General features: G+C 65.5%; 25 protein-coding genes and 1 pseudogene. 20 read left to right on the forward strand and 6 right to left on the reverse strand.

Annotation, left to right across the window (positions count from 1 at the left end):
- The first annotated feature begins 165 nt into the window (after positions 1-165).
- The 7 genes from B0F77_RS15910 (at position 166) to B0F77_RS47140 (ending at position 5,667) form a co-directional block, all read left to right on the forward strand.
- On the forward strand, positions 166-789 hold the full coding sequence (locus B0F77_RS15910; protein ID WP_086663659.1) for a TetR/AcrR family transcriptional regulator: 624 nt from the start codon (positions 166-168) through the stop codon (positions 787-789).
- Between the two features lie 232 nt (positions 790-1,021).
- Entirely contained in the window at positions 1,022-1,648 is a 627-nt protein-coding gene (locus B0F77_RS15915; RefSeq protein ID WP_086663660.1) for a DedA family protein, read from the forward strand.
- A 91-nt stretch (positions 1,649-1,739) separates the two neighbouring features.
- Positions 1,740-1,937 (forward strand): ferredoxin, encoded by a 198-nt coding sequence (locus tag B0F77_RS15920; protein ID WP_086663712.1) that lies wholly within the window; start codon positions 1,740-1,742, stop codon positions 1,935-1,937.
- Positions 1,934-3,112: an NAD(P)/FAD-dependent oxidoreductase gene (locus tag B0F77_RS15925; protein WP_086663661.1), complete on the forward strand. Its 1,179-nt coding sequence runs from the start codon at positions 1,934-1,936 to the stop codon at positions 3,110-3,112. Before B0F77_RS15920 ends, B0F77_RS15925 begins: the two co-directional genes overlap by 4 nt.
- Before the next feature lie 20 nt (positions 3,113-3,132).
- Positions 3,133-4,335: a cytochrome P450 gene (locus tag B0F77_RS15930; protein ID WP_086663662.1), complete on the forward strand. Its 1,203-nt coding sequence runs from the start codon at positions 3,133-3,135 to the stop codon at positions 4,333-4,335.
- A gap of 283 nt (positions 4,336-4,618) precedes the next feature.
- Positions 4,619-5,083: a hypothetical protein gene (locus B0F77_RS15935; RefSeq protein ID WP_086663663.1), complete on the forward strand. Its 465-nt coding sequence runs from the start codon at positions 4,619-4,621 to the stop codon at positions 5,081-5,083.
- Positions 5,084-5,166: 83 nt separating this feature from the next.
- A complete protein-coding gene (locus B0F77_RS47140; RefSeq protein ID WP_245848242.1) occupies positions 5,167-5,667 on the forward strand; it encodes an integrase core domain-containing protein in 501 nt (166 codons plus the stop codon).
- Between the two features lie 24 nt (positions 5,668-5,691).
- Here the strand turns inward: B0F77_RS47140 and B0F77_RS47145 are convergent, their stop codons facing one another.
- Together B0F77_RS47145 and B0F77_RS15945 are read right to left on the reverse strand one after the other, a co-directional pair.
- On the reverse strand, positions 5,692-5,934 hold the full coding sequence (locus tag B0F77_RS47145; RefSeq protein ID WP_143466752.1) for a hypothetical protein: 243 nt from the start codon (positions 5,932-5,934) through the stop codon (positions 5,692-5,694).
- Between the two features lie 138 nt (positions 5,935-6,072).
- Complete coding sequence (locus tag B0F77_RS15945) at positions 6,073-6,966, reverse strand: hypothetical protein (protein ID WP_086663664.1); 894 nt, start codon at positions 6,964-6,966, stop codon at positions 6,073-6,075.
- A 253-nt stretch (positions 6,967-7,219) separates the two neighbouring features.
- On the opposite strand from B0F77_RS15945, the pseudogene B0F77_RS49020 reads away from it, so the two are divergent.
- Both B0F77_RS49020 and B0F77_RS49780 read left to right on the forward strand, forming a co-directional pair.
- A pseudogene (locus B0F77_RS49020) lies at positions 7,220-7,846 on the forward strand (IS1634 family transposase); the annotation flags it as partial.
- A 49-nt stretch (positions 7,847-7,895) separates the two neighbouring features.
- Positions 7,896-8,735 carry an IS1634 family transposase gene (locus tag B0F77_RS49780; protein ID WP_245848245.1) on the forward strand — a complete coding sequence of 280 codons (840 nt, stop codon included), beginning with the start codon at positions 7,896-7,898 and terminating at the stop codon, positions 8,733-8,735.
- Positions 8,736-8,989: 254 nt separating this feature from the next.
- On the opposite strand, the gene B0F77_RS15955 is transcribed toward B0F77_RS49780, so the two are convergent.
- Positions 8,990-9,448, reverse strand: coding sequence for a hypothetical protein (locus B0F77_RS15955; RefSeq protein ID WP_086663665.1), 459 nt, complete (start codon positions 9,446-9,448; stop codon positions 8,990-8,992).
- A 126-nt stretch (positions 9,449-9,574) separates the two neighbouring features.
- On the opposite strand from B0F77_RS15955, the gene B0F77_RS15960 reads away from it, so the two are divergent.
- The gene (locus tag B0F77_RS15960) at positions 9,575-10,489 is read left to right on the forward strand and encodes an AfsR/SARP family transcriptional regulator (protein ID WP_086663666.1); all 915 of its coding nucleotides are present in this window, start codon (positions 9,575-9,577) and stop codon (positions 10,487-10,489) included.
- A gap of 161 nt (positions 10,490-10,650) precedes the next feature.
- Here B0F77_RS15960 and B0F77_RS15965 read toward each other — a convergent pair whose 3' ends face one another.
- The gene (locus B0F77_RS15965) at positions 10,651-10,830 is read right to left on the reverse strand and encodes a DUF397 domain-containing protein (protein ID WP_086663667.1); all 180 of its coding nucleotides are present in this window, start codon (positions 10,828-10,830) and stop codon (positions 10,651-10,653) included.
- Complete coding sequence (locus tag B0F77_RS15970; RefSeq protein ID WP_143466753.1) at positions 10,827-11,687, reverse strand: helix-turn-helix domain-containing protein; 861 nt, start codon at positions 11,685-11,687, stop codon at positions 10,827-10,829. The genes B0F77_RS15965 and B0F77_RS15970 overlap by 4 nt, the downstream gene beginning before the upstream one ends.
- A 229-nt stretch (positions 11,688-11,916) precedes the next feature.
- Here B0F77_RS15970 and B0F77_RS15975 point away from each other — a divergent pair, with 229 nt between their 5' ends.
- From B0F77_RS15975 to B0F77_RS47875, 4 genes are all read left to right on the forward strand, one after another.
- Positions 11,917-12,138 (forward strand): hypothetical protein, encoded by a 222-nt coding sequence (locus B0F77_RS15975; RefSeq protein WP_143466754.1) that lies wholly within the window; start codon positions 11,917-11,919, stop codon positions 12,136-12,138.
- Entirely contained in the window at positions 12,135-12,698 is a 564-nt protein-coding gene (locus B0F77_RS15980) for a hypothetical protein (protein ID WP_143466755.1), read from the forward strand. Before B0F77_RS15975 ends, B0F77_RS15980 begins: the two co-directional genes overlap by 4 nt.
- Positions 12,699-12,741: 43 nt before the next feature.
- Positions 12,742-13,125, forward strand: coding sequence for a hypothetical protein (locus B0F77_RS15985; RefSeq protein WP_086663671.1), 384 nt, complete (start codon positions 12,742-12,744; stop codon positions 13,123-13,125).
- A gap of 187 nt (positions 13,126-13,312) precedes the next feature.
- Positions 13,313-13,492 carry a hypothetical protein gene (locus B0F77_RS47875; protein WP_158102708.1) on the forward strand — a complete coding sequence of 60 codons (180 nt, stop codon included), beginning with the start codon at positions 13,313-13,315 and terminating at the stop codon, positions 13,490-13,492.
- A 381-nt stretch (positions 13,493-13,873) separates the two neighbouring features.
- Here the strand turns inward: B0F77_RS47875 and B0F77_RS15990 are convergent, their stop codons facing one another.
- Entirely contained in the window at positions 13,874-14,053 is a 180-nt protein-coding gene (locus tag B0F77_RS15990) for a hypothetical protein (protein WP_086663672.1), read from the reverse strand.
- Between the two features lie 618 nt (positions 14,054-14,671).
- On the opposite strand from B0F77_RS15990, the gene B0F77_RS15995 reads away from it, so the two are divergent.
- The 6 genes from B0F77_RS15995 to B0F77_RS47880 all read left to right on the forward strand — a co-directional run bounded on the left by B0F77_RS15995 (position 14,672) and on the right by B0F77_RS47880 (position 18,414).
- A complete protein-coding gene (locus B0F77_RS15995) occupies positions 14,672-15,100 on the forward strand; it encodes a recombinase family protein (RefSeq protein WP_158102709.1) in 429 nt (142 codons plus the stop codon).
- 440 nt (positions 15,101-15,540) lie between these two features.
- Complete coding sequence (locus tag B0F77_RS16000) at positions 15,541-16,629, forward strand: hypothetical protein (RefSeq protein ID WP_158102710.1); 1,089 nt, start codon at positions 15,541-15,543, stop codon at positions 16,627-16,629.
- On the forward strand, positions 16,626-17,114 hold the full coding sequence (locus B0F77_RS16005) for a hypothetical protein (protein ID WP_086663675.1): 489 nt from the start codon (positions 16,626-16,628) through the stop codon (positions 17,112-17,114). Before B0F77_RS16000 ends, B0F77_RS16005 begins: the two co-directional genes overlap by 4 nt.
- Positions 17,115-17,396: 282 nt before the next feature.
- The gene (locus B0F77_RS16010; RefSeq protein ID WP_086663676.1) at positions 17,397-17,684 is read left to right on the forward strand and encodes a hypothetical protein; all 288 of its coding nucleotides are present in this window, start codon (positions 17,397-17,399) and stop codon (positions 17,682-17,684) included.
- Between the two features lie 82 nt (positions 17,685-17,766).
- Entirely contained in the window at positions 17,767-17,964 is a 198-nt protein-coding gene (locus B0F77_RS16015; protein ID WP_086663677.1) for a hypothetical protein, read from the forward strand.
- A gap of 129 nt (positions 17,965-18,093) precedes the next feature.
- A complete protein-coding gene (locus B0F77_RS47880; protein WP_158102711.1) occupies positions 18,094-18,414 on the forward strand; it encodes a hypothetical protein in 321 nt (106 codons plus the stop codon).
- The last annotated feature ends 83 nt before the right edge of the window (positions 18,415-18,497 follow it).

An 18,497-nucleotide genomic window follows, 5' to 3' on the forward strand; every position in this document is an offset into this window, starting at 1 on the left:
CATCCGAGGGGAGTTCATGCACGCCGTAGGCGTGTCAGGCGGCTGCGGTGGCGAGGGTGCGGCGGTTCACGGGTGCTTGAGCCCGGATAACCGACACACAACTGACATTTGCTGCTGGCGAAGTTAGCACAACTAGCCAAGGATGTCGGTTGATAGGCTTCGGGGATGGTCACCGATACCGAGCGCCAGTTGCGGTCCGACGCCGCGCGCAACGTGCACCGCATCGTGAGTGCCGCACGTGAGGCGTTCGCTGACGATGGCCCGGATGTGCCGCTCGAGGAGATCGCTCGCCGCGCCGAAGTGGGTATCAGGACGCTCTACCGGCACTTTCCGCACAAGGGTGACCTGGTTCGGGCCGTTCTCGGCCAGGCTGTCGCCGAGGAGCTCGTACCCGCGACCGAACGTGCGCTCGAGGACGAGAACCCGCTGCGTGGCTTGACCACGTTGATCGAAGCGGCCATGGCCATCGTGGCTCGCGAGCAGAACATCCTGGCCGCCGCGAGAAATGCCGGCTACATCTCGCCCGGACTGTCCGCCGCGTTCTTCGAGACGCTGACCCTGCTCGCGCGGCGGGCTCAGCAGGCCCGCCTCCTGCGGGCGGACCTCGTCCCCGATGACCTGCAAAGGATCATGGCGATGGTCATCAGTGTGCTCTGGAGCATGGATTCCGAGAGCGAGGGCTGGCGCCGCTACCTCGGCTTTCTCCTCGACGGGCTCTCGCCGGCCGCGGCCAGCGTCCAGCCTCCGGCCGTGCCTGTGGTGAAGAAGCAGGACAACCGGCTCCCCTGATCCGGCCGCGCAGGCCCCTCCGCACGTTGTTCGCCCTGCTCAGCCATGGGAATCCGCTCCGGATTCCCGTCACTTGTGGGCGGTTGGCTGAGCTACTCAGCGTGTCGGGAGTCGCACCGCTCGTGACATCTCAGGGTTGATCTCAGGGTGAACCCCGAGGCATCCTCGATGCAACTGGCACCATACTGCCAATTGAGCAACGAGGAACCCATTCATAGAGAGGTGCCACCTGATGGTGAACATTGTGGACTGGCTGCAGTCGCTGCCGGCCCCTGGACTCGTCGCCGGTGCGGGAGTGATCGCTCTCGCCGAGTCCACTGTGGGCGTCGGGTTCTTCATGCCGGGGCAGGCGGCCATGATGATCGCCTCGGCCTCCGTCGGATCGGTGCCCGGATTCCTGGCCCTGTGGGCGGTGGTTACGGTCGGAGCCCTCGTGGGCAACGTGATCGGGTTCGAGCTCGGCCGCCGCGTCGGACCTGCGGTGCGCGAGACGAAACTCATCAGGAAATACGCTGCCGGCGCCTGGGACAAGGCGGTGGCCCTGCTCGAACGGCACGGCCGCCGGGCTGTGTTCATCGGTCGGCTGACCCCGACCGGGCTCGTGAACAGCGTTGTGCCCGTCGTCGCCGGCGCGGCACGCATGTCGTACGGCACGTTCCTGCCTCCGTTGGTGGCGGGCGCGGTCTGCTCGACAGGACTGATCCTCCTGGTCGGCGCCGGAATCGCCGCGAGTCTGAAGAACGTCAGCGACATCGTTCTCATCGTCGGCGGCTCGGTCCTCGTGCTCGTCGCGACGATCGTGATTATCAAGCGCCGCAAGGAGAAGTCTGCGGTAGGCGCAGTTCCCGCCCAGCCCTGACAGCAAGTGACAGTCAACTGCAACTTGTGCTACTGTCGACAACAGGACGAACTTGCAGTCGCATGCATGATCTGATCGTGAGGTGATCCAGATGAAGGTGACAGTTGAGGCCGACAAGTGCGTGGCCGCAGGGCAGTGCGTGTTGCTCGCGCCGGAGGTTTTCGACCAGCGTGACGAGGACGGCGTCGTGATCCTGCTGGACGAGATGCCCGCAGTCGGCCACCACGACGCGGTCCGCGAGTCGGCGATGGTGTGTCCGGCCGCGGCCATCCACCTGGCCGAGCGATGAACCGGGTGGTCATCGTCGGTGCGTCGGCCGGTGGGCTGTGCACGGCGGAGGCGTTGCGCAGGCGGGGGTTCGAGGGGGTGATCACGCTTGTCGGCGAGGAGCCGGATCGTCCCTACGACCGGCCGCCGCTGTCCAAACAGGTGCTGGCCGGGCAGTGGGAGCCGGACCGGCTGGCCCTGCGCTCCGACGCTGCTCTCGACGACCTCGACCTGGATCTGCGCTTGGGCGTGTCGGCGACCGGGCTGGACACCACGCGGCGCGTGGTGACTCTGGCCGATGACAGCCGCGTTCCCTACGACGCCCTGGTCGTCGCGACGGGCGTACGTCCCCGCAGGCTGCCGGGATGCCCGGATGGGGTGCACGTGTTGCGCACCGTGGCGGATGCGGTGGCGTTGAGGGAAAGGCTGCGGCCGGGACGCCGGCTGGTGATCGTCGGCGCGGGGTTCGTGGGCGCGGAGGTCGCCGCCACCGCCCGTGCTCTCGGAGTCGAGGTGACGATGCTGGAGTCGGCGCCCGTCCCGCTGGCGTTGGCGGTGGGTGAAGATGCCGGCCGGTTCCTGACCCGTCTGCACCGCGATCACGGCGTGCGGATCCACACCGGCGCCGTGGTCACCGAGATCACCGCCGCGGGCGTCCGGCTCGCGGACGGGACGCACATTCCGGCCGACGACGTGCTGGTGGCGGTCGGTTCGGTGCCCAACACCGACTGGCTGACCGGCAGTGGCCTGACCGTCCACAACGGACTCGTGTGTGACGAGTACTGCGCCGCCGCACCCGGCGTCTACGGAGTCGGCGACGTGGCCCGCTGGCACAACCCGTTGTTCGGCACGGACATGAGGATCGAGCACCGCACCAACGCCGCCGAGCAGGGCATGGCCGTGGCCCACAACCTGCTCAACCGCGAGGCGCCAAAGCCGTTCGCGCCGGTCCCGTACTTCTGGTCCGACCAGTACGACGTGAAGATCCAAGCCTACGGCAACCTCCGTGACCACGACGAGGTCCTTGTCCTGGACAGCGATCTCGCGGCACGTCAACTCCTCGTCGTCTACCGCACCGGTGACCGCCTGACCGGCGTGCTCGCCGCAGGCAAGTCCCCCAAGGTCCTGCGCGCCTGGCGCGCATTCATCGCCACCGGCGCCTCGTGGCGCTCCGCACTCGCCGCAGCCGCGGCCTGACACTCTCCAGGAGGACTTCCATGACCACCAGCGAACTTCCGGTCTTTCCCGCCGATCGCGACGCCCGCTGCCCGCTCGACCCGGCTCCTCCCTACCAGGAGTGGCGCGAGACGGGTGGTCTGCGCAAGGTGAACTGGCAGGGCTATGAGGTGTGGGCCGTGAGCCGGTACGAGGACATCAAGTTCGCGATGACCGACCCGCGCATCAGTGCGGAGGTTCCGCAGCAGCAGGCCGGCGGGGCCAACGAGCATCACGGCGGCAACGCACCCAGGTTCTTTCCTCGTATGGACGATCCTGAGCATGCCGTGCTGCGGCGGATGCTGACCAAGGACTTCACGGTCAAGCGGGTCAACGCGCTGCGCCCCGAGATCGAGAAGATGGCGAACGAGTTCATCGACACGATGGTCGCGGGCGGCGGTCCGGCCGACCTGGTGCAGGCCTACGCGCTGCCCATCCCGTCACTGGTCATCTCCCTGCTGCTCGGCGTGCCGTACTCCGACCACCAGTTCTTCCAGGACATCACCGGTGTGCTGATGAGCCGCACCGCCACGGAAGAGGAGAAGCAGCCGGCCAGGGGAAAGATCTTCGGCTACCTGTACGAACTGGTGGCCCGCAAGCAGGCTGAGCCGGACGACGCGCTGATCAGCCGCCTGATCCACGAGTACCTGCCGACCGGGGAACTGTCGCGCGAGACCATCGCCATGAACAGCTTCATCCTGCTCAACGCCGGTCACGAGACCACGGCCAACATGATCGGCCTGGGCACCCTGGCGCTGCTGGAGAACCCGGACCTCCTGGCCCGCCTCCGCGACACCGACAACCCCAGGCTGATCTCCAATGCGGTCGAGGAACTGTTGCGGTACCTGACGATCGTGCACAGCCTTGTCGCCCGCGTGGCCAAGGAGGACATCGAGATCGGCGGCACGCTCGTGCGCGCCGGCGAAACTCTGATCATGAACCTGCCCGCCGCCAACCGCGACCCGGCGTTCCGCGAGAACCCCGACACCATCGACATCGACCGGTTCCCGCTGGGGCACATGGCCTTCGGTTACGGCGTCCACCAGTGCCTCGGCCAGACCCTGGCTCGCGCCGAACTGGAGATCGCACTGCCCACCCTGCTGCGCCGCCTGCCGGACCTGCGGCTCGCGGAATCGATCGAAGAGATCCGGTTCCGCAACGACATGAACATCTACGGCGTCCACGAGCTCATGGTCGAGTGGTGACGCGGACGCCGTGACCGAGCTGGGACTCGGCGGCAAGGACAACGCCATCGCGCCGATAGCCGCCACCCGCATCCTCCCGTAGCCGAGCTACACGATCAGACGGGCTGCACCGTGCCGGCGGACTTCCGGTCGAGAGACCGCGCGCCTTTCTGGGCCATCGCGGCAGGTTCGAGAATCAGCGGCTGAGCCCTGAAGCTCATTCGTCCGTCGGCAACACCCGTTGTTCCAACCACTGCACCTTGTCGCGTCGATCAGTCCACGTCGAAACGAGAGGTTCTCCACTATGTCCGAAAACGATCGCGGGTTCGTCACAAGATTGGTCACCCGTCTGACGGCGATCCCACTCCGTGTGCGTTACCTGGTGGCAGGGCTGGGTTTCGGCCTCGGCTGGATCGGGCAGCTGGGGCCACTGTGGGTGCGAGCCCTGGTCATGTCGGTGGTGCTCCTTGTCGTTCCTGTGCTCCTACACTTCGTCCGGGTACGCCTGATCAAGGTGCGTCTGCGGGAGGACGGCAGGCGAGGTTCATTGCTCCGATTCACCGTCGCGAAGGCGATTCTGGTGGCCTTCGTGGTCGTCACGTCGTGGGCGTTGCAATCCGTGAGCCCCTTCGCCGATCTCATCGCCGGGGCGTGCATGGCGGCGATCGTGGCCATCCTGGGCCCCGTTCTGCATTCGCGCATGCTCACCCGCCCGCGCGCGCCGGAACCCGAGCACACCATGGCCACGACCGCCACGAAGGACGGGTGACGTCGTGATCGATCCCGTGGTCCTCATCCAGAGGCTCGGACAGCTTCTGCCGCTCGGACGTTCTCGATCTTCTTCGGGTGGCGATGGATTTCGTCGAGACGGTCACGCTGACCGGGCAGCGCCAGTACATTCTCGCCGTCATCCACCACGCCAGCCGGCGTGTGTGGATCGTCGGCACCACCGCGCACCCCACCCATGCCTGGGTCACCCAGGCCATTCGCAACTTGCTCATGGACCTCGAGGACACCGGATACGTCGCGCGGATCAGGTTCCTCATCCGTGATCGAGACGCCAAACATCCCGCGTTGATCGACGACGTCCTCGGTTCCGTGGGGATTGCGACGGTGCCGACCGGTGTCCGGATGCCCCGCATGAACTCCATCATCGAACGCTGGGTCAAGACACTTCGCGCCGAACTGCTGGACCGCACGCTGATCTGGAATCAGGCCCACCTACGACGTGCGCTGCGCGAGTACGAGCGGCACCACAACAAGCACCGAACCCACCGATCACTCGCCGCCGCAGCACCCTTGAGAGCCCGGCCCAGCCTCTTGAGCCCGCCCAGATCGAACACCTCACCATAGGTCGACAGGACCGTCTCGGCGGAGTCATCCATGAGTATCGCTATGCCGCTTAACCTGCATGGATGAGGTTTTCGGCACGCACAAGGTCCGTTGGTCATGTGCGATCCGCCGGACGCGGTCGTCGTTGTCCAGATCGAACCTGCGGCACGCGAAGACCAGCCGCATCTCCGGAAACGCTCGCGCCTCTCGGACAAGGGACGCGATGACGTCCATCGCGGCGGGAAATCGGCCGGAGGCTTTGCTGATCGCGTCCAGCTGGTCGATCACGAGCGCGCACCGCCGCCCTGCGGCTGAGGTCGCGAGCGCGGCGACCGGTGAACTGCTCAGACCTAGTCGCCGCCCGAGCTCCGCTGTCGACACGAACGGATCCACGCGGTCGAGGCGGGACGCAGCGACCACCCACCCTTACTCCAGCAGGGATGTGACCGCCTGGTGCAACACCGCCGACTTGCCGCCACCGGCACTGCCGACCGCGAACACCACATCACGTCCGCCGTCGATCGCACCGACGATCGACCCCGCGACCGATCGCGGGATGACCGGCTCGAAGAGCTCGGCTTCGACACCGGCCATCCATGTCTCGCGTGCCGAGGTGATCTCGGCGGTCGCAGTCTGCCGCCTGGTGTCCTTGGTGCGCCGGAGTCCGTGCTCGGCGAGCTTCCGGTCGAGCGCGTTGATGTCGAGTGACTGGCTGATGCTGGTGTCCGCGATCTCGCCGAGTGCCAGGACCGCTGCGTCCGGTGGTAGGCCGGCGAGGTGAACCTCGGCGAGCATCGCGTTGTGGCTCCGGATCAGCGTCTCGTCCGGCCACTTCACCTGGATCAGCGTCAGCGCCTGCCACGCTGCGGAGGGAGAGCCGAAGGCTGGGTCCGCTGCCAGGCTGGAGAAGGCCTTCGTCAGGTCCTTGTTCGACTCGAGGTCAGCGGTGAAAGACGTTAGGTCTGCGGATCGGAGTGCACGGCCGGCCAGTTCGTCCAGAACTCGCGCGGGGACGGTTGAAACGAACCAGAACTTCCTGCCCTTGCTCGTGTGGTCGGCCGCGTGCCGTAGAACACCCTTCGCCCGCAGGTCGCCGAGCGACCATTCGTTCGAGTTGCCGATCTGCCGCTTGACCTGGTGCAGGTGTTGCTCGTTCCCGCGGTACAGGACGAACTCAGCCCCCTCGCCGAGCTCGCCGAGCGGCTCGATCGTGATCGAGTCCGCGTTCCCGGCGATGACCTCCAACAGGTGCCAGACGACCCACAGCTTCTCGTAGTAGTTGCCCAGCTTGTCCGCCTCACCACCGGAACGTGGGCTCACCGCGACCTCCCCAACCGTGCACGACCTGCGCGCAACGGTCGACCGTGCCCCGTGAACTGCGCTGAACCCAGTATGTAGGCGACGCTTGCCGAGATCGACAGCGGTGTCGCAAGCCGACAGGTTTCATGTCGATCTTCGTGCACCGGCCTCACCAGGCTAGTGACCAGCGACCCCCAACCCCAAACAGCTCCTAGGACGGCAGGCCCGGTATGTCGCGGCGAGCGTGGAGAAGGCACTGGGGGCGTTGCCGGTGGTGGCCGATTACTGCCGTCGTCTGGTCCTGGCGGGGATCATCGATCGTGCGTGCCCGGTGCGTGATCTCGCGTATGTGAGCCACGGTCAGGTGATCGAGGCGTTGATCGCGAACCGGCTCACGTCACCGGCGTCTCTGGTGCGGGTGACGCAGTGGGCCGAGCAGTGGGCGGTCGAGGAGGTCTTCGGCGTCGCCGCCGGGCGGTTGAACGACGACCGGATCGGAAGGGCGCTGGACGCGATCGCACCCGAGCTGGAAGCGATCGTCGGATCGGTTGGCGCTCAAGCGATCTCGGAGTTCGGCTTGGACGTCTCGCAGCTTCATTGGGACATGACGTCGATCTCCCTGCACGGGGCCTTCGAGGATCTCGACGCGGACTATCCGGCCTTGACGTACGGCCATCCCAAGGACCGCCGTCATGACCTCAAACAGGTTCAGGCCGGGCTGGCTGTCACCGCGGACGGCGCGGTGCCGGTGTTCCACCGCGCCTACGACGGCAACGCCAGCGAAGTGGCCCAGGTCGTCGCGACGATGACCGCGCTGACGACGATGGCCGCACCACGGGACTTTCTGCTGATCGGCGACTCCAAGCTGGTGTCCTACGGCAATCTCGTGGCGATGACCGAAGCCGGCGTCGCGTTCCTGGCGCCCGCGTCCACGACCTACGTGCCAGCCGATGTCCTTGCCACTGGACATCCACACCGCTGTCGAGGTCGACCACGTGGCCGAGCGGGATCTGGGCAAGCCCGCCGCCCAGCGCGGCCGGTGGCGGGTCGTCGAGGACGTCATGACGCTGGCCGCGCCGCGCAAGAAGGATCCGGTCCTCACCCTGCGACGGGTGTTCGTGCATTCCACCGCCCGCGCGCAGGCCGCCGTCACCGCACGGGAACGCAGACTCGACCAAGCCCGCGATGATCTCGAGCGGCTGACGCGCGGGCTGGGCAGCCGTCACTACCCCGACGCCGCGTCGGTCACCGCCCGGATCGCCGCGATCAGCCGGGTCAGCGGCGTGCTGCGCACCACGGTGGGCACCGACCCGGCCACAGGCAAACCCACCTTGGTCTGGTCGTTCGACGACCAGGCCCTGGCCGCAGAGGCGGCCATCGACGGCTGGCACGCGCTGCTGACCAACCTCGACCCCGCACACGCCGACGCGGCCGAGGTGCTGCGCCGTTACAAGGGCCAGGAGACCGTCGAACGCCGTTACAGCGCGATCAAGGGACCACTGGCCGTGGCACCGCTGTTCCTCAAGAACAACCGGCGGATCGCCGCGCTGATCACCGTGATCTGCCTGGCCCTGCTGATCTTCTGCCTGATCGAGCGCCAGACACGCCTGGCCATCGCACCACAGACCACACTCGACGGGCTCTACGTCGAGCGACCGGCCAAACCCACCGGCCGGCTGATCTTCGAAGCCTCGCCCGACTCCGTCTCATCCCAGCCACCGCAAACGAACCACCCGGCATCCCACAACCATCACCACTACAAGCCCGACTCCTGGCCCTGCTCGAGATAGATCCGACCAGACCAAGGTGATCAACAGCCACGTGCGGAAGACGGATCTAGATGATCGTCGCGATCCACCAGGCTGATCAGGATCCGGTCCGCCAACTGAGCCTGGACGCGGAGAGCGGCACGATCGGCCGGACGGGGCCGTCGCCGACCTGCTGCCAGCGAATGACCCGAAAACTTCGAAGCTGTTCACGCTCTGACGCGCGAGCGCAGGACGGGCTCAGCGCTCGCGCGTCAGACAACGGTGCGTCGCGACGATCAGGTCTGGCACTGAGCGGTCACGGCGCCGGTCCAGTTGCTCCAAGCGCCTCCCGCGGGCCTGACGTGGATGCGGATCTCGGCCTTGGGGTTCCGCAGGCCGCAGACGCGGCTCACGCTGGCGACTTCAATGGGGCCGACGGCGCCACGGGCGGGGACGCTGGTGCGTCCGTTGCCCATTTTGGACCAGTCGCCGCCCTCGACGATGCGGAAGAACGCTTCGTACTCGACCGTGGCGGCGTGAGCGCTGGTGTTCCTCAGCTTGACGTGGGCCTTGATCTCGCGCATGGGGACCCGCCCCTCGTTGAACTTGTCGGCGCTGATGCAGCCGTTGGCGCCGATGGCCACGCTGGAGACGGAGCCACCGCAGGCGATGGCGGTGGCGTTGGCGCCGGCGGCAGGAAGCAGCATGGCGAGCGCAGTGGCTGCGAACAGAGCCGTGGTGCGAATCAATCGCATGAGAGAAAGTCCATTCGACGGATGAGATCGTTGTGGTCTGCCCTCGCAGGCGGACAAGAGGGACTCTCGTGGAGGCGTTGCCCAGATCTCGCCCAGATCTCGTAACCGCTCGGGCACACTGAGTGAGTGAAGTTCTTGGTGCTGGGCCCGCTGGAAGCCCAGGTCGGTGGGGAGCCTCGAGCGCTGGGAGGGCCCCGGCAGCGTGCCGTGCTCGCGGCACTGCTCCTGCGCGCGAACGAGGTCGTGACGTTCGAGTACTTGACCGAAGCCGTGTGGGACAGGCCGCCGGCCCGGCCGGAAGGAAACCTGCGGACGTACGTGAGCGGTCTGCGCAGGCAGTTGCAGGTTGGGGCCGACCGGCTGGTGACAAGGCCAGGCGGCTATCTGCTGCGAGTGGAGGAGCCCGAGCTCGACCTGTTGTCGTTCGAGAGGCTCGCCCAAGCGGCCCGCGGCGCTGACGAGCCGCGAACGGTGGTGGAAGCCCTCGGTCAGGCACTGCGGATGTGGCGCGGCCGCCCTTTCGAGGGGCTTGCCGCAGGACCCGTGCTCGCTGCCGAGGCCGCGGGACTGGAAGAGCGGTATCACGGTCTGCTCGCCGACTACGTGGCAGCGCGGTTCAGTTTGGGCGAGCATGCCGAGGTCGTTCCGGAGCTGCGCAGGCTCACGGCGATGTTTCCGCTGCGAGAGCAGCTGTGGAGTGACTTGCTCACGGCCCTGCACCGGTCAGGCCGTCGTGCGGACGCACTCGCCGCGTACCAGGAAGCCCGGGTCCTGCTGGACCAGGAGCTGGGCGTCTCGCCCGGCGAGCAGCTGGTTCAGGCGCATGCGGAGGTGCTCGCCGACCTCGGTGCGGAGGACGAGGCGGAAGCTCAGGTCCGGCCCGTGCCAGTAGCTCAACTGCCGGCGGCGCTGCCCAGGTTCACCGGCCGCGGTGAGGTGCTCGGCGCATTGGACGACCTGCTGCCGGAGGTGAGCACGACCGCAGTCGTCGCCGCTCTGGCCGGTACCGCGGGAGTGGGGAACCCCGCACCTCAATTCTGACACAGTTCTCCGGAGTGCCGTCGGACTCCGACGTTTTCCCAGTTCAAGACACATGCGAGGGGTCCGCCGTGAACGTCCGGCGGACCCCTCGCATGCCTACTAGGGTGGGTGGGCGCCCCGTCCTGCCGCACGCCTCGCGGCAGGACGGGGCGAACCCTCGATCAGTCGGCGGGCAGGCCAGACGAACCCGCCTTGACTGCCGCGATGAACCCCGACGTCAGTTTGATCCTTCCGCCGTCGGGGTTCTTGCTGTCGCGGAGCCACAGGAGGGACCCGTCCACCTCGACGCAGTCCCCCGTCTGCCCGCTGTATGACGACTTCCGCCAAGTCGACTCGATCATTTGACTAACTCCATTTCCGTAGCAATGTCAGCGATGCGTTGCGCCGACTCTTCCGGACCCAAGGCCACAGCTTGAATCCCTTCTATCGCCGATTCGTAATCGGCGACGTGTTGTGCACCGGACAGGAACGTTCCGGTCCTGTGGTGTTCGATGTAAACCATGTTCGGAGTCTTGCTCGACTCCGGAAACCTGTAATGAGTGAACGAACTGACTAGGCCGGGATGCCACCCCGCGCGGGTCGGGACTACCAGGACGTCAACGTTTGGACGCTCGCCGACCTGTAGCAAGTAGCGCAGCTGCGCAGCCATGACGCCCGCGCCACCGATGGGGTTGAGCAACGCCGCTTCGCCGATGAGTGACACCAGACGGGCGGGGTTGATCCGTTCGAGGACATCTCGCCGACCGACGCGAAGCCTTACGAGGTTCTCGTTGAGGACGATGGCACGCGCATAGTCGCCGGTTTGAAGTAGACCAGGGATGAGGCTGAGCGACCATCCGGTGATCTCTTCTGCGTCGTTCTCGCTTTCGAGGACGCTCTGCATTGTCTCGTCTGCGCCCGGAACGCCCTGCGTCAACCAGTCGGGTTCTGCCGCCGCTTTGGCGAGCGAGATCAGTCGGTCACGCTCAGCGCCGTGCACCCCAACGGCGGTGCAGAACGATGCAACGTCTTCACTGCTGGGCGGACGCTCACCCTTGAGCCACATGGAGATCACGCCGTGGTTCTTGCCGAGTGCCTCGCCGATTTGCCGCAACGTCATGCGCTTGTCAGTGCCGGGGGCACGGCTGTTCTCGTGGGCCGCCCGCAACCCCGCCACGAGGGCGACCTGTTTCGGTGTCTGCATGTTTGTTACGACCACGTACCACAGCCTACGACGGGCATCTTTTCCATGCGGCCTCCCCTGATCGGTGACTTGTGCGGTTGGTACGTACCAGACACTATGGTCCGTAACCACGGGGCGTGAGGGCAATTACACGGACATTCTGTACCACGTCCGGGTGATCAACTCGCCGCGTGGGCAGGCTGCTGGCATGGACGTAGAACGTCGTCCTCACCAGCGGAAATGTCGGTGGGAAGGTGTGATCAACGTGGAAACGTTCAGACTGATAACGCTGGTGTTGGTGATCACTGCCGCGGTCGTCTTCGCAGTTCAGCTGCACCGTGGCAACCTCGGGATCTCCCGGTTCAAGTCGTCGTCATACGGGCGCACGTTGCGCGAGGCGAGCAGGCGGCGCCGCCGCTACGACGCCAAGCGTGCCCAGCAGTCGACGCTGACGGCGTTCGTCCGGCGGGGCGGGGGCGTCGCATGAGCAACGACTCTGTGAGCAACGACGGCGGGCCGCCGCCCCCGCGACCGAGCGGAGGCAACCTGTGGGACGCCGACGCCAACACGGAAGGGCTCCGCTACCTCATGCGGGTCCAGCGGATGTTCGACAACTTCGTTGCAGAACACGTCCGCTTTGTTCAGGAAGACCCGTATGCGGGCAGGAACGCCAACAGAGAGGCTGAGATCGGGCGGGAACTCGTGTTCCTCGGCGAACAGATGCAGGAACACGCCCGCCTCCGGGCGACGGTCATGGAGGACTACGGGGTGTCGATTTTGCAGCACCTCGCGACGCTCAAGAAGGGCGAACGCGCTGATGTGTACGCCATCGCGGACGCAATCGGGACGTTCGCGGCTGGCGTCGACATAGCGGCTCAAGATCTCGCACGTAGTGGTGCCGTTGATGTTGTTCGCCCGCGTACAGCGGACAGTGAGGTCACGACGTATGCGATTACGCCGCAGGGCCGGGCGTTGCTGCAACGCCCCGCGATCGTGTCCGCACCGGCTTCAAGAGCTATCGGGGGCAGCGATGCTGATGGCAACTGACGTGCCGCCTCCGCCTCCGTACACGGATCTTGAGCGGATTCGCGTGTTGCTGCTGTTCAGGGAGGCGCCCCAGTCGGCGGTGTTCGATTTGGATGAGCACCTGATGCCGCGTCTTGAGGGCATGGCGCGAGGCACCGTGTTCATGGTGATCGCGCGTCTTTTGGCTGAGGACTTTCTTGCCCATGCGGGGACTGAAAGACGGCCGTACCGGTACACCATGACTGCGTTTGGACACGCCACGACGGACCGGCGGGTTCAGGATCTTGTTGCGAGGTCGGGTCACTTACGCACCGGGCTCTTGAGGTTGGGAATCACGGTGCCGGGGCCGGTTGGTAGCACCCCCGATCCCGGCACTGACAGGGAGAACAAGGGGGCCACGCTGTACCGCCCGCACCGGTGGTACGGCCCGGACGGCGATTGCCTCTAGTTCGTCCTGTAGCGCGAGCGCAGATACAAGGAAGCCCCCAGGTAGAAGGGATCTACCTGGGGGCTTCTGCGTGTGCCTGGGAGGGCACTGCGGGGCTGACGGTACCGGGTGGGCCGTGCATCGCGCGGGTGAACTCGGGTGCGGCCCACGCCGCGCCGGGGCGGCCGGGCCGTCGTAGGCTGGGTGGGTGCCCGATATGACGGAAGATCCGGCGTTCAAGAAGCTGATGGAGTCCATCGACGCCATGCCGCCGTTGACGCCGGAACAGCGCGAGGCAATCGGCGACTTGCTGAACCGCAACGTTGCCGACGCTCAGGCTGCGGTGCCTGTTGACGGCGCCGATGAGCGGCCCGCCGATCCGGCGTAGCCGTGTGAGGTAGTTGACGCCCCCGGTTCAAGGTCCCCACAAGAACCGGGGGCGTCGTCGTCCGGCGTTCACGTCACGCCGGAGTCTTCGGCCCGCGTTCCGGCGGGGCGCCGAACGGGCCGTGTTCGCCGTCGCCGATCCCGACTTCCCCCCACGCCAACCGAAGCGCTGTCGGGACGCGGACACCGGCGTTGGCTTCGAGGTGGGCGACGGCGTCACGGCAGTAGCGTGCCGCCGCACGAGCACGTGCCGCACACCGCTTCGCGAACTCGGCTTCGTACCTGGCGTCTATGGCGTGAGCTTGGGCGCGTCGGGCAAACTCGGCGCTTCCTGCCAAGAGTCCAAGCTGGGCAATGATAAGCACCGCATTCCACACGGGACTCATGCGCGTACGTCTCCGTTCCTGCCGTTGATCTCAATGATGTTGATGTGGCCGGGAAGTGCCAGCGTCATTTGCCCGATGCGCAAGCCGTGGCCGGTGAACGTCAGGGCGGCGTCGCCCATGTGTGCGTGAAGCAACGGTAGATCTTCGTCGCGGGGTTCGAGGTGCCAGAACCGCATGAGGCGGAAGGGCAGCCACCATTGCGGCCATCGCCGGTGTCCACATGGACCACAGCGAGGGATCCGTTGTGTGCCAGTGGGTCTGGCAACGAGTTGTATGACACCGATCACGTTCTCGTCCCCGTCGAGTAGGGACAGGTGCGGGAACTCGATGCGCTGACGGTGGAACAACCGCCGCCGTCCTTTCGTGTGGGGTCGGGTCGCTGTGTGTGTACGGGAAGCCCCGGCGGGGGGACGACATTCAACTTTCGGCGTGCCTGTGTGAGCTGCGCAGGGTTACCTAGCCGCCTATCTGTCCCTCACCGGAGTTAACCGCGACGTGGACGCTAGCGGATCCGGACGACGTCAGCTGTCCACTCAGTACACGTGTCGTTGCGCAACATATGCGCTGGTGTCCAACGTTTCTGCTGGTTACAGCGTTGCGGTTCAATCGGCGGGGGGACCGCTTTTCCGTACTACGCAAAGCATCCCCTTTCGCTCAATGGGGGGACAACGACGGTCGCAGCTTGACGCAAATGCACTAGTGCGTCAGGTTCTTGTTGCATCCGGTCAGACACAGTGGACAGACGGGCCACAGATCGGATGATTCGCCCGACTCCACAAGGAGATTCGCCCGCCATGGGGTACACCAGCTCGACCGCAGAGCCTTTGCCCGACAACGAAAATGGCCTCAGAGCGGTCGTACTTGTTCCGATCCAAAAGGACAGTGGTGCCAAGCTCGAAGACGGCCGGGCCTACAAGGCGTGCGTACAACTGTGCCGCAACAGCGGGTACGGCATTGATCGCATCATCGCCGACGAGGGGCCGCGCACGACCTTCGAACGGCCGACCATGAAGACGGCCATGTCCCTGCTGACGCGCACCCGGCCCGATGTCGTCGTGATCTACACGTGGGAGCAGATCGGCAGGCAGCGCGAACACCGCTACCGCTTCACACAGAGCATGGCGAACCTCGGCATCAGCATTCACTCGGTGAACAACAGCAGCGCGCCGCACCTCGATTGGGATAGTGACGACCACACGCGCCAGCGGGGGCGGATCTCATGACGAGACCGAAGCGAAGACCCCGCGCCACCGTGTCCCCACGATCCTGCGAAGAGACTTGATTCTGACTGCGATACGCCTTGTGTGCCAAGGGTTCTTAGGCCTGTTGATCGTCGCGGGCGCATGGAGATCCGGAGTGTCTTTCTGCACATGGGATCTCGATGCCATTGCTGCGAACCTCGCCCTGACCCTCTCCGCCAGTACGACTCTCATCCTGCTCTGGGGACTGCACTTCTCTGAGAGAACGCGGGGACGGCACACCGTGCGGAGGTGAACCGATCCTTGTCTACACACTGGTACTTCGGCCTTCTGTCACTGTTGAGCACCGTCGGCACTATCGGCTTCGGCATGCGCTTGACGACGTGGAAGACACGCGCCCTGGAGAGCGAAGCCCGTGAGATCCACTACCGGCTCGGCCGGTTCCGCATACGGAGAAGGTTCCGTTGCCCCAAAGCCTTTCTGTGAAGGGAGACCCATCAACCATGGCGTCAGTACCTACTGCGGTTTTCAAGGAAGCGGACGAGGAGACGGCCGCGCAGCGCCGCGCGCAGTCCGTGTTGAAGTATGTGCCGCTTACCGGCCCGGTGCCGCCGGACCTTCAGCCCGGTGAGACCTTCGCGCACCGCGACATCATTCTCACGCCGACCCTGGCCCAGCAGTGTCTCGACTGCAACGCGTCGTTCAACCGCCGTGAGTCTGAGATCTACACGGAGACGTGGGCAAAGCAAATGCTCGCCGGGGAGTGGGACGCCCCGAGTCCACAACCGATGGTGTTCTCGCGAGACGGCGAGCTGATCGACGGCCAGACCCGTTGCAAGGCCTTGGTTCTCGCCGCCAAGACGAACCCTGATCTCAAGATTCCCATGACGGTCGAACACAACTGGGACCCCGCCATCTTCGCGAAGCTCGACAGTGGACGTAAGCGCACCGTCGGACAGATGCTGAACGAGAAGAACGGCCACCAGCACGCGGCGAACGTGTCGTTGTGCCTGAAGTATCTGGAGAACGAGAACGATTACCCGTCGACTGCCTACGTCAAGTGGGGCAAGGCAACGAACCCGTCGACTGAGGGCACGCGGAAGTTCTTGGATGAGAACCCGGACATGCGTACGTGTCTGACGCTGGCGCGTCCGCTGAAGAGCGAGGCCCACATGAGTCATTCGGCCGCCACGGTCGCCATGTTCCTGATCCGGCGACACGCGCTCGGGAACCCGTTGGCGCTCAAGGTGGTCCACGAGTTCTTCAACGGCGTGGTGGACGCCCGTCGATGCAAGGACGGTGACCCCCGGTACGCGCTCAACCGGTACGCGGATCGCGTTGCGTTCAACGGTGTCAAGCCCAAGTTGTCTGAGACGCTCGGGATGATCCTCAAGGCGTGGGAGCGCTGGTGTCTGGCGGAGCACACGACGCGGATGTTGTGGGAGCACGGCAAGGCATTCATGCCGCCGGTCTACGTGCCGAACGATTGGGCGGAGGTGCCTCGCAAGTGGGGTATCACGCTGGATCCGTTCATTCTCCCGGAGGCGGCGTGAGGACGGCGTTGACGCGCACTGCGGTGTTCGTCGCCCTGTTGGTGCCGCTGGCGTGTGCGGAGGCGCATACGCCAGCACCGCCGCCCCGGACGGTGCCGCCGGTCGTGGTGTTCGGTCTGGGCTACACGTGGGGGCAGACAAGCGATCCGTTCGCCGGTGTACGCGTGCGGGTTCATCGGCCGGTGTCCGTGGCGGCGGGCGGACGACGGCTGGACGGCATGCGGGAACTTGCGGTTGAAATCGACGTGTTCAACAGTTCACGCGGTGACGTTCGTGTTGGCGTGTCGGGATCCATCGGCAAGTACGAAGCGGTTCCGAAGCTCGAAGAGCAACAGCCGGTGATCACCCGCGACTCGACCGGCACCGTGCATCGGGCCGTTTTCGTCCCGGTCGAGGCCGGTCCGGCGGTTGTGCACGTGGCTGCCACTGTGGACGGTCGCGCCGTCGCGCAGGGGTGGCGGTACGTCGGCCCGATCGACACATAGCACTGATGGCCTATCCCTACATGGACATCATCGGCTTGCATGATGGCCGCCTGATGCAAGTGCACGGCCCGGCGCAGTGCCGCCCCTATCGGTGCTGCATCCACAACCCTTCCACTCACAGGCTCACGACCGCGCCGCTTCATTGGGATCCGGTACACCGGATGATGCTTCGCCGGTGCGAGCACGGGTGGTATCACCCCGATCCCGATGATCTGAAAGTGATCTGGTGGCCGCAGGAAGGCGTCCACAACTGTGACGGATGTTGCGAGGTGAACAGGAGCAGTGGAAGACGTACCGCTGAACGCGGACCAGGCACCTGACGACGACGCCGAACTTGAGCGGGACAAGGAGAAGCTCGTTACGTCGCACGCGAACTTGCGTGAAGCGACTGCGGCGACTGTCAAGTTCGCGGCTGACCGCCGGGCCGACATGCAACGCATGAAGACCCGGTGGGCGTGGGACAACAAGATGGTTGCCGCACTACTGGGGATCAAACCCGGAGCTGTCTGGAAAGCCGTCAAGGATCTAGAGGACGGCGGGAGTGAGGCCGATCGCGCCTTAGCCTCCTGAACCGGGGTGGGTGCCGATCCCGAGCGGCACCCACCCCGGTGCAACCGAAGCGCACACAATCGCATCCGCAGGAAGAACAATCGTGACCAGCAGCAAGAGCAAGACGGGCAAGCCGCCTGGCCGAAGCACGATCGAGAAGTGCCTGTGCCTCAACGACTTCCAAGACGACCTGTACGGCAAGGGCAACCGGGTGAAGAACGTTGGCGTCAAGACGCTTACTTGCACGTCGTGTAGCCGGGAGACTTTGCGGCCGGTAGAGGCGAAGGACGTCAAGCCGTGACGCGTCGGCGCATCTTGTCCAGTGAGGAGAATGATGTCCACACCGGATGGCGTCGGTACCTCGTCTCCTACAGGCGGCCCGGTGCGGCGCACAAAGTGAAGCGCCGGACCTGTCGCCGCGAACGTCGTGATGGACGGCGTGAATGCCTTGAGGGAGTGGAAGAAAGGGACGACGGTGCCGGGTTGGGATGAGCAGTTCGCCGAGCGTCGCCGGATAGCCGGGCAGCTATGGGTGGTCGAACCACCGGCGGTCAGCCCGGGGTCGTGGCTCAACGAACCCGAGTACGCGGAGTTTCTCGACGCCTACAACTATGCGGCCCGGCACTTTCCGATACTGGCGACCCTGTTGGGCGGCATGTCAGTCGAGGATGCGTGTCTGGTGTGGAAGTGCATTGAGACCGGTCGCGCCGTAGTGCGTTTCCGTGAACGCCAAGGGAGGTTGCGGGCTTGAACATCTCACGACGGGTGGCCATCTGCGTCCCGGAACACGTCCAGCCGCGCGTCGCTGCCTACCAAATGCGGTGTGCTGAGTGT

It is taken from the genome of Lentzea kentuckyensis (assembly GCF_002150765.1).
Taxonomy (GTDB): Bacteria; Actinomycetota; Actinomycetes; order Mycobacteriales; family Pseudonocardiaceae; genus Lentzea; species Lentzea kentuckyensis.

Coding starts and splice junctions, on each gene's coding strand:
- B0F77_RS15910 (WP_086663659.1), top strand. CDS start 166: ATGGTCACCGATACCGAGCGCCAGTTGCGGTCCGACGCCGCGCGCAAC.
- B0F77_RS15915 (WP_086663660.1), top strand. CDS start 1,022: ATGGTGAACATTGTGGACTGGCTGCAGTCGCTGCCGGCCCCTGGACTC.
- B0F77_RS15920 (WP_086663712.1), top strand. CDS start 1,740: ATGAAGGTGACAGTTGAGGCCGACAAGTGCGTGGCCGCAGGGCAGTGC.
- B0F77_RS15925 (WP_086663661.1), top strand. CDS start 1,934: ATGAACCGGGTGGTCATCGTCGGTGCGTCGGCCGGTGGGCTGTGCACG.
- B0F77_RS15930 (WP_086663662.1), top strand. CDS start 3,133: ATGACCACCAGCGAACTTCCGGTCTTTCCCGCCGATCGCGACGCCCGC.
- B0F77_RS15935 (WP_086663663.1), top strand. CDS start 4,619: ATGTCCGAAAACGATCGCGGGTTCGTCACAAGATTGGTCACCCGTCTG.
- B0F77_RS47140 (WP_245848242.1), top strand. CDS start 5,167: ATGGATTTCGTCGAGACGGTCACGCTGACCGGGCAGCGCCAGTACATT.
- B0F77_RS49780 (WP_245848245.1), top strand. CDS start 7,896: ATGTCCTTGCCACTGGACATCCACACCGCTGTCGAGGTCGACCACGTG.
- B0F77_RS15955 (WP_086663665.1), bottom strand. CDS start 9,448: ATGCGATTGATTCGCACCACGGCTCTGTTCGCAGCCACTGCGCTCGCC.
- B0F77_RS15965 (WP_086663667.1), bottom strand. CDS start 10,830: ATGATCGAGTCGACTTGGCGGAAGTCGTCATACAGCGGGCAGACGGGG.
- B0F77_RS15980 (WP_143466755.1), top strand. CDS start 12,135: ATGAGCAACGACTCTGTGAGCAACGACGGCGGGCCGCCGCCCCCGCGA.
- B0F77_RS15990 (WP_086663672.1), bottom strand. CDS start 14,053: ATGCGGTTCTGGCACCTCGAACCCCGCGACGAAGATCTACCGTTGCTT.
- B0F77_RS15995 (WP_158102709.1), top strand. CDS start 14,672: ATGGGGTACACCAGCTCGACCGCAGAGCCTTTGCCCGACAACGAAAAT.
- B0F77_RS47880 (WP_158102711.1), top strand. CDS start 18,094: ATGGACGGCGTGAATGCCTTGAGGGAGTGGAAGAAAGGGACGACGGTG.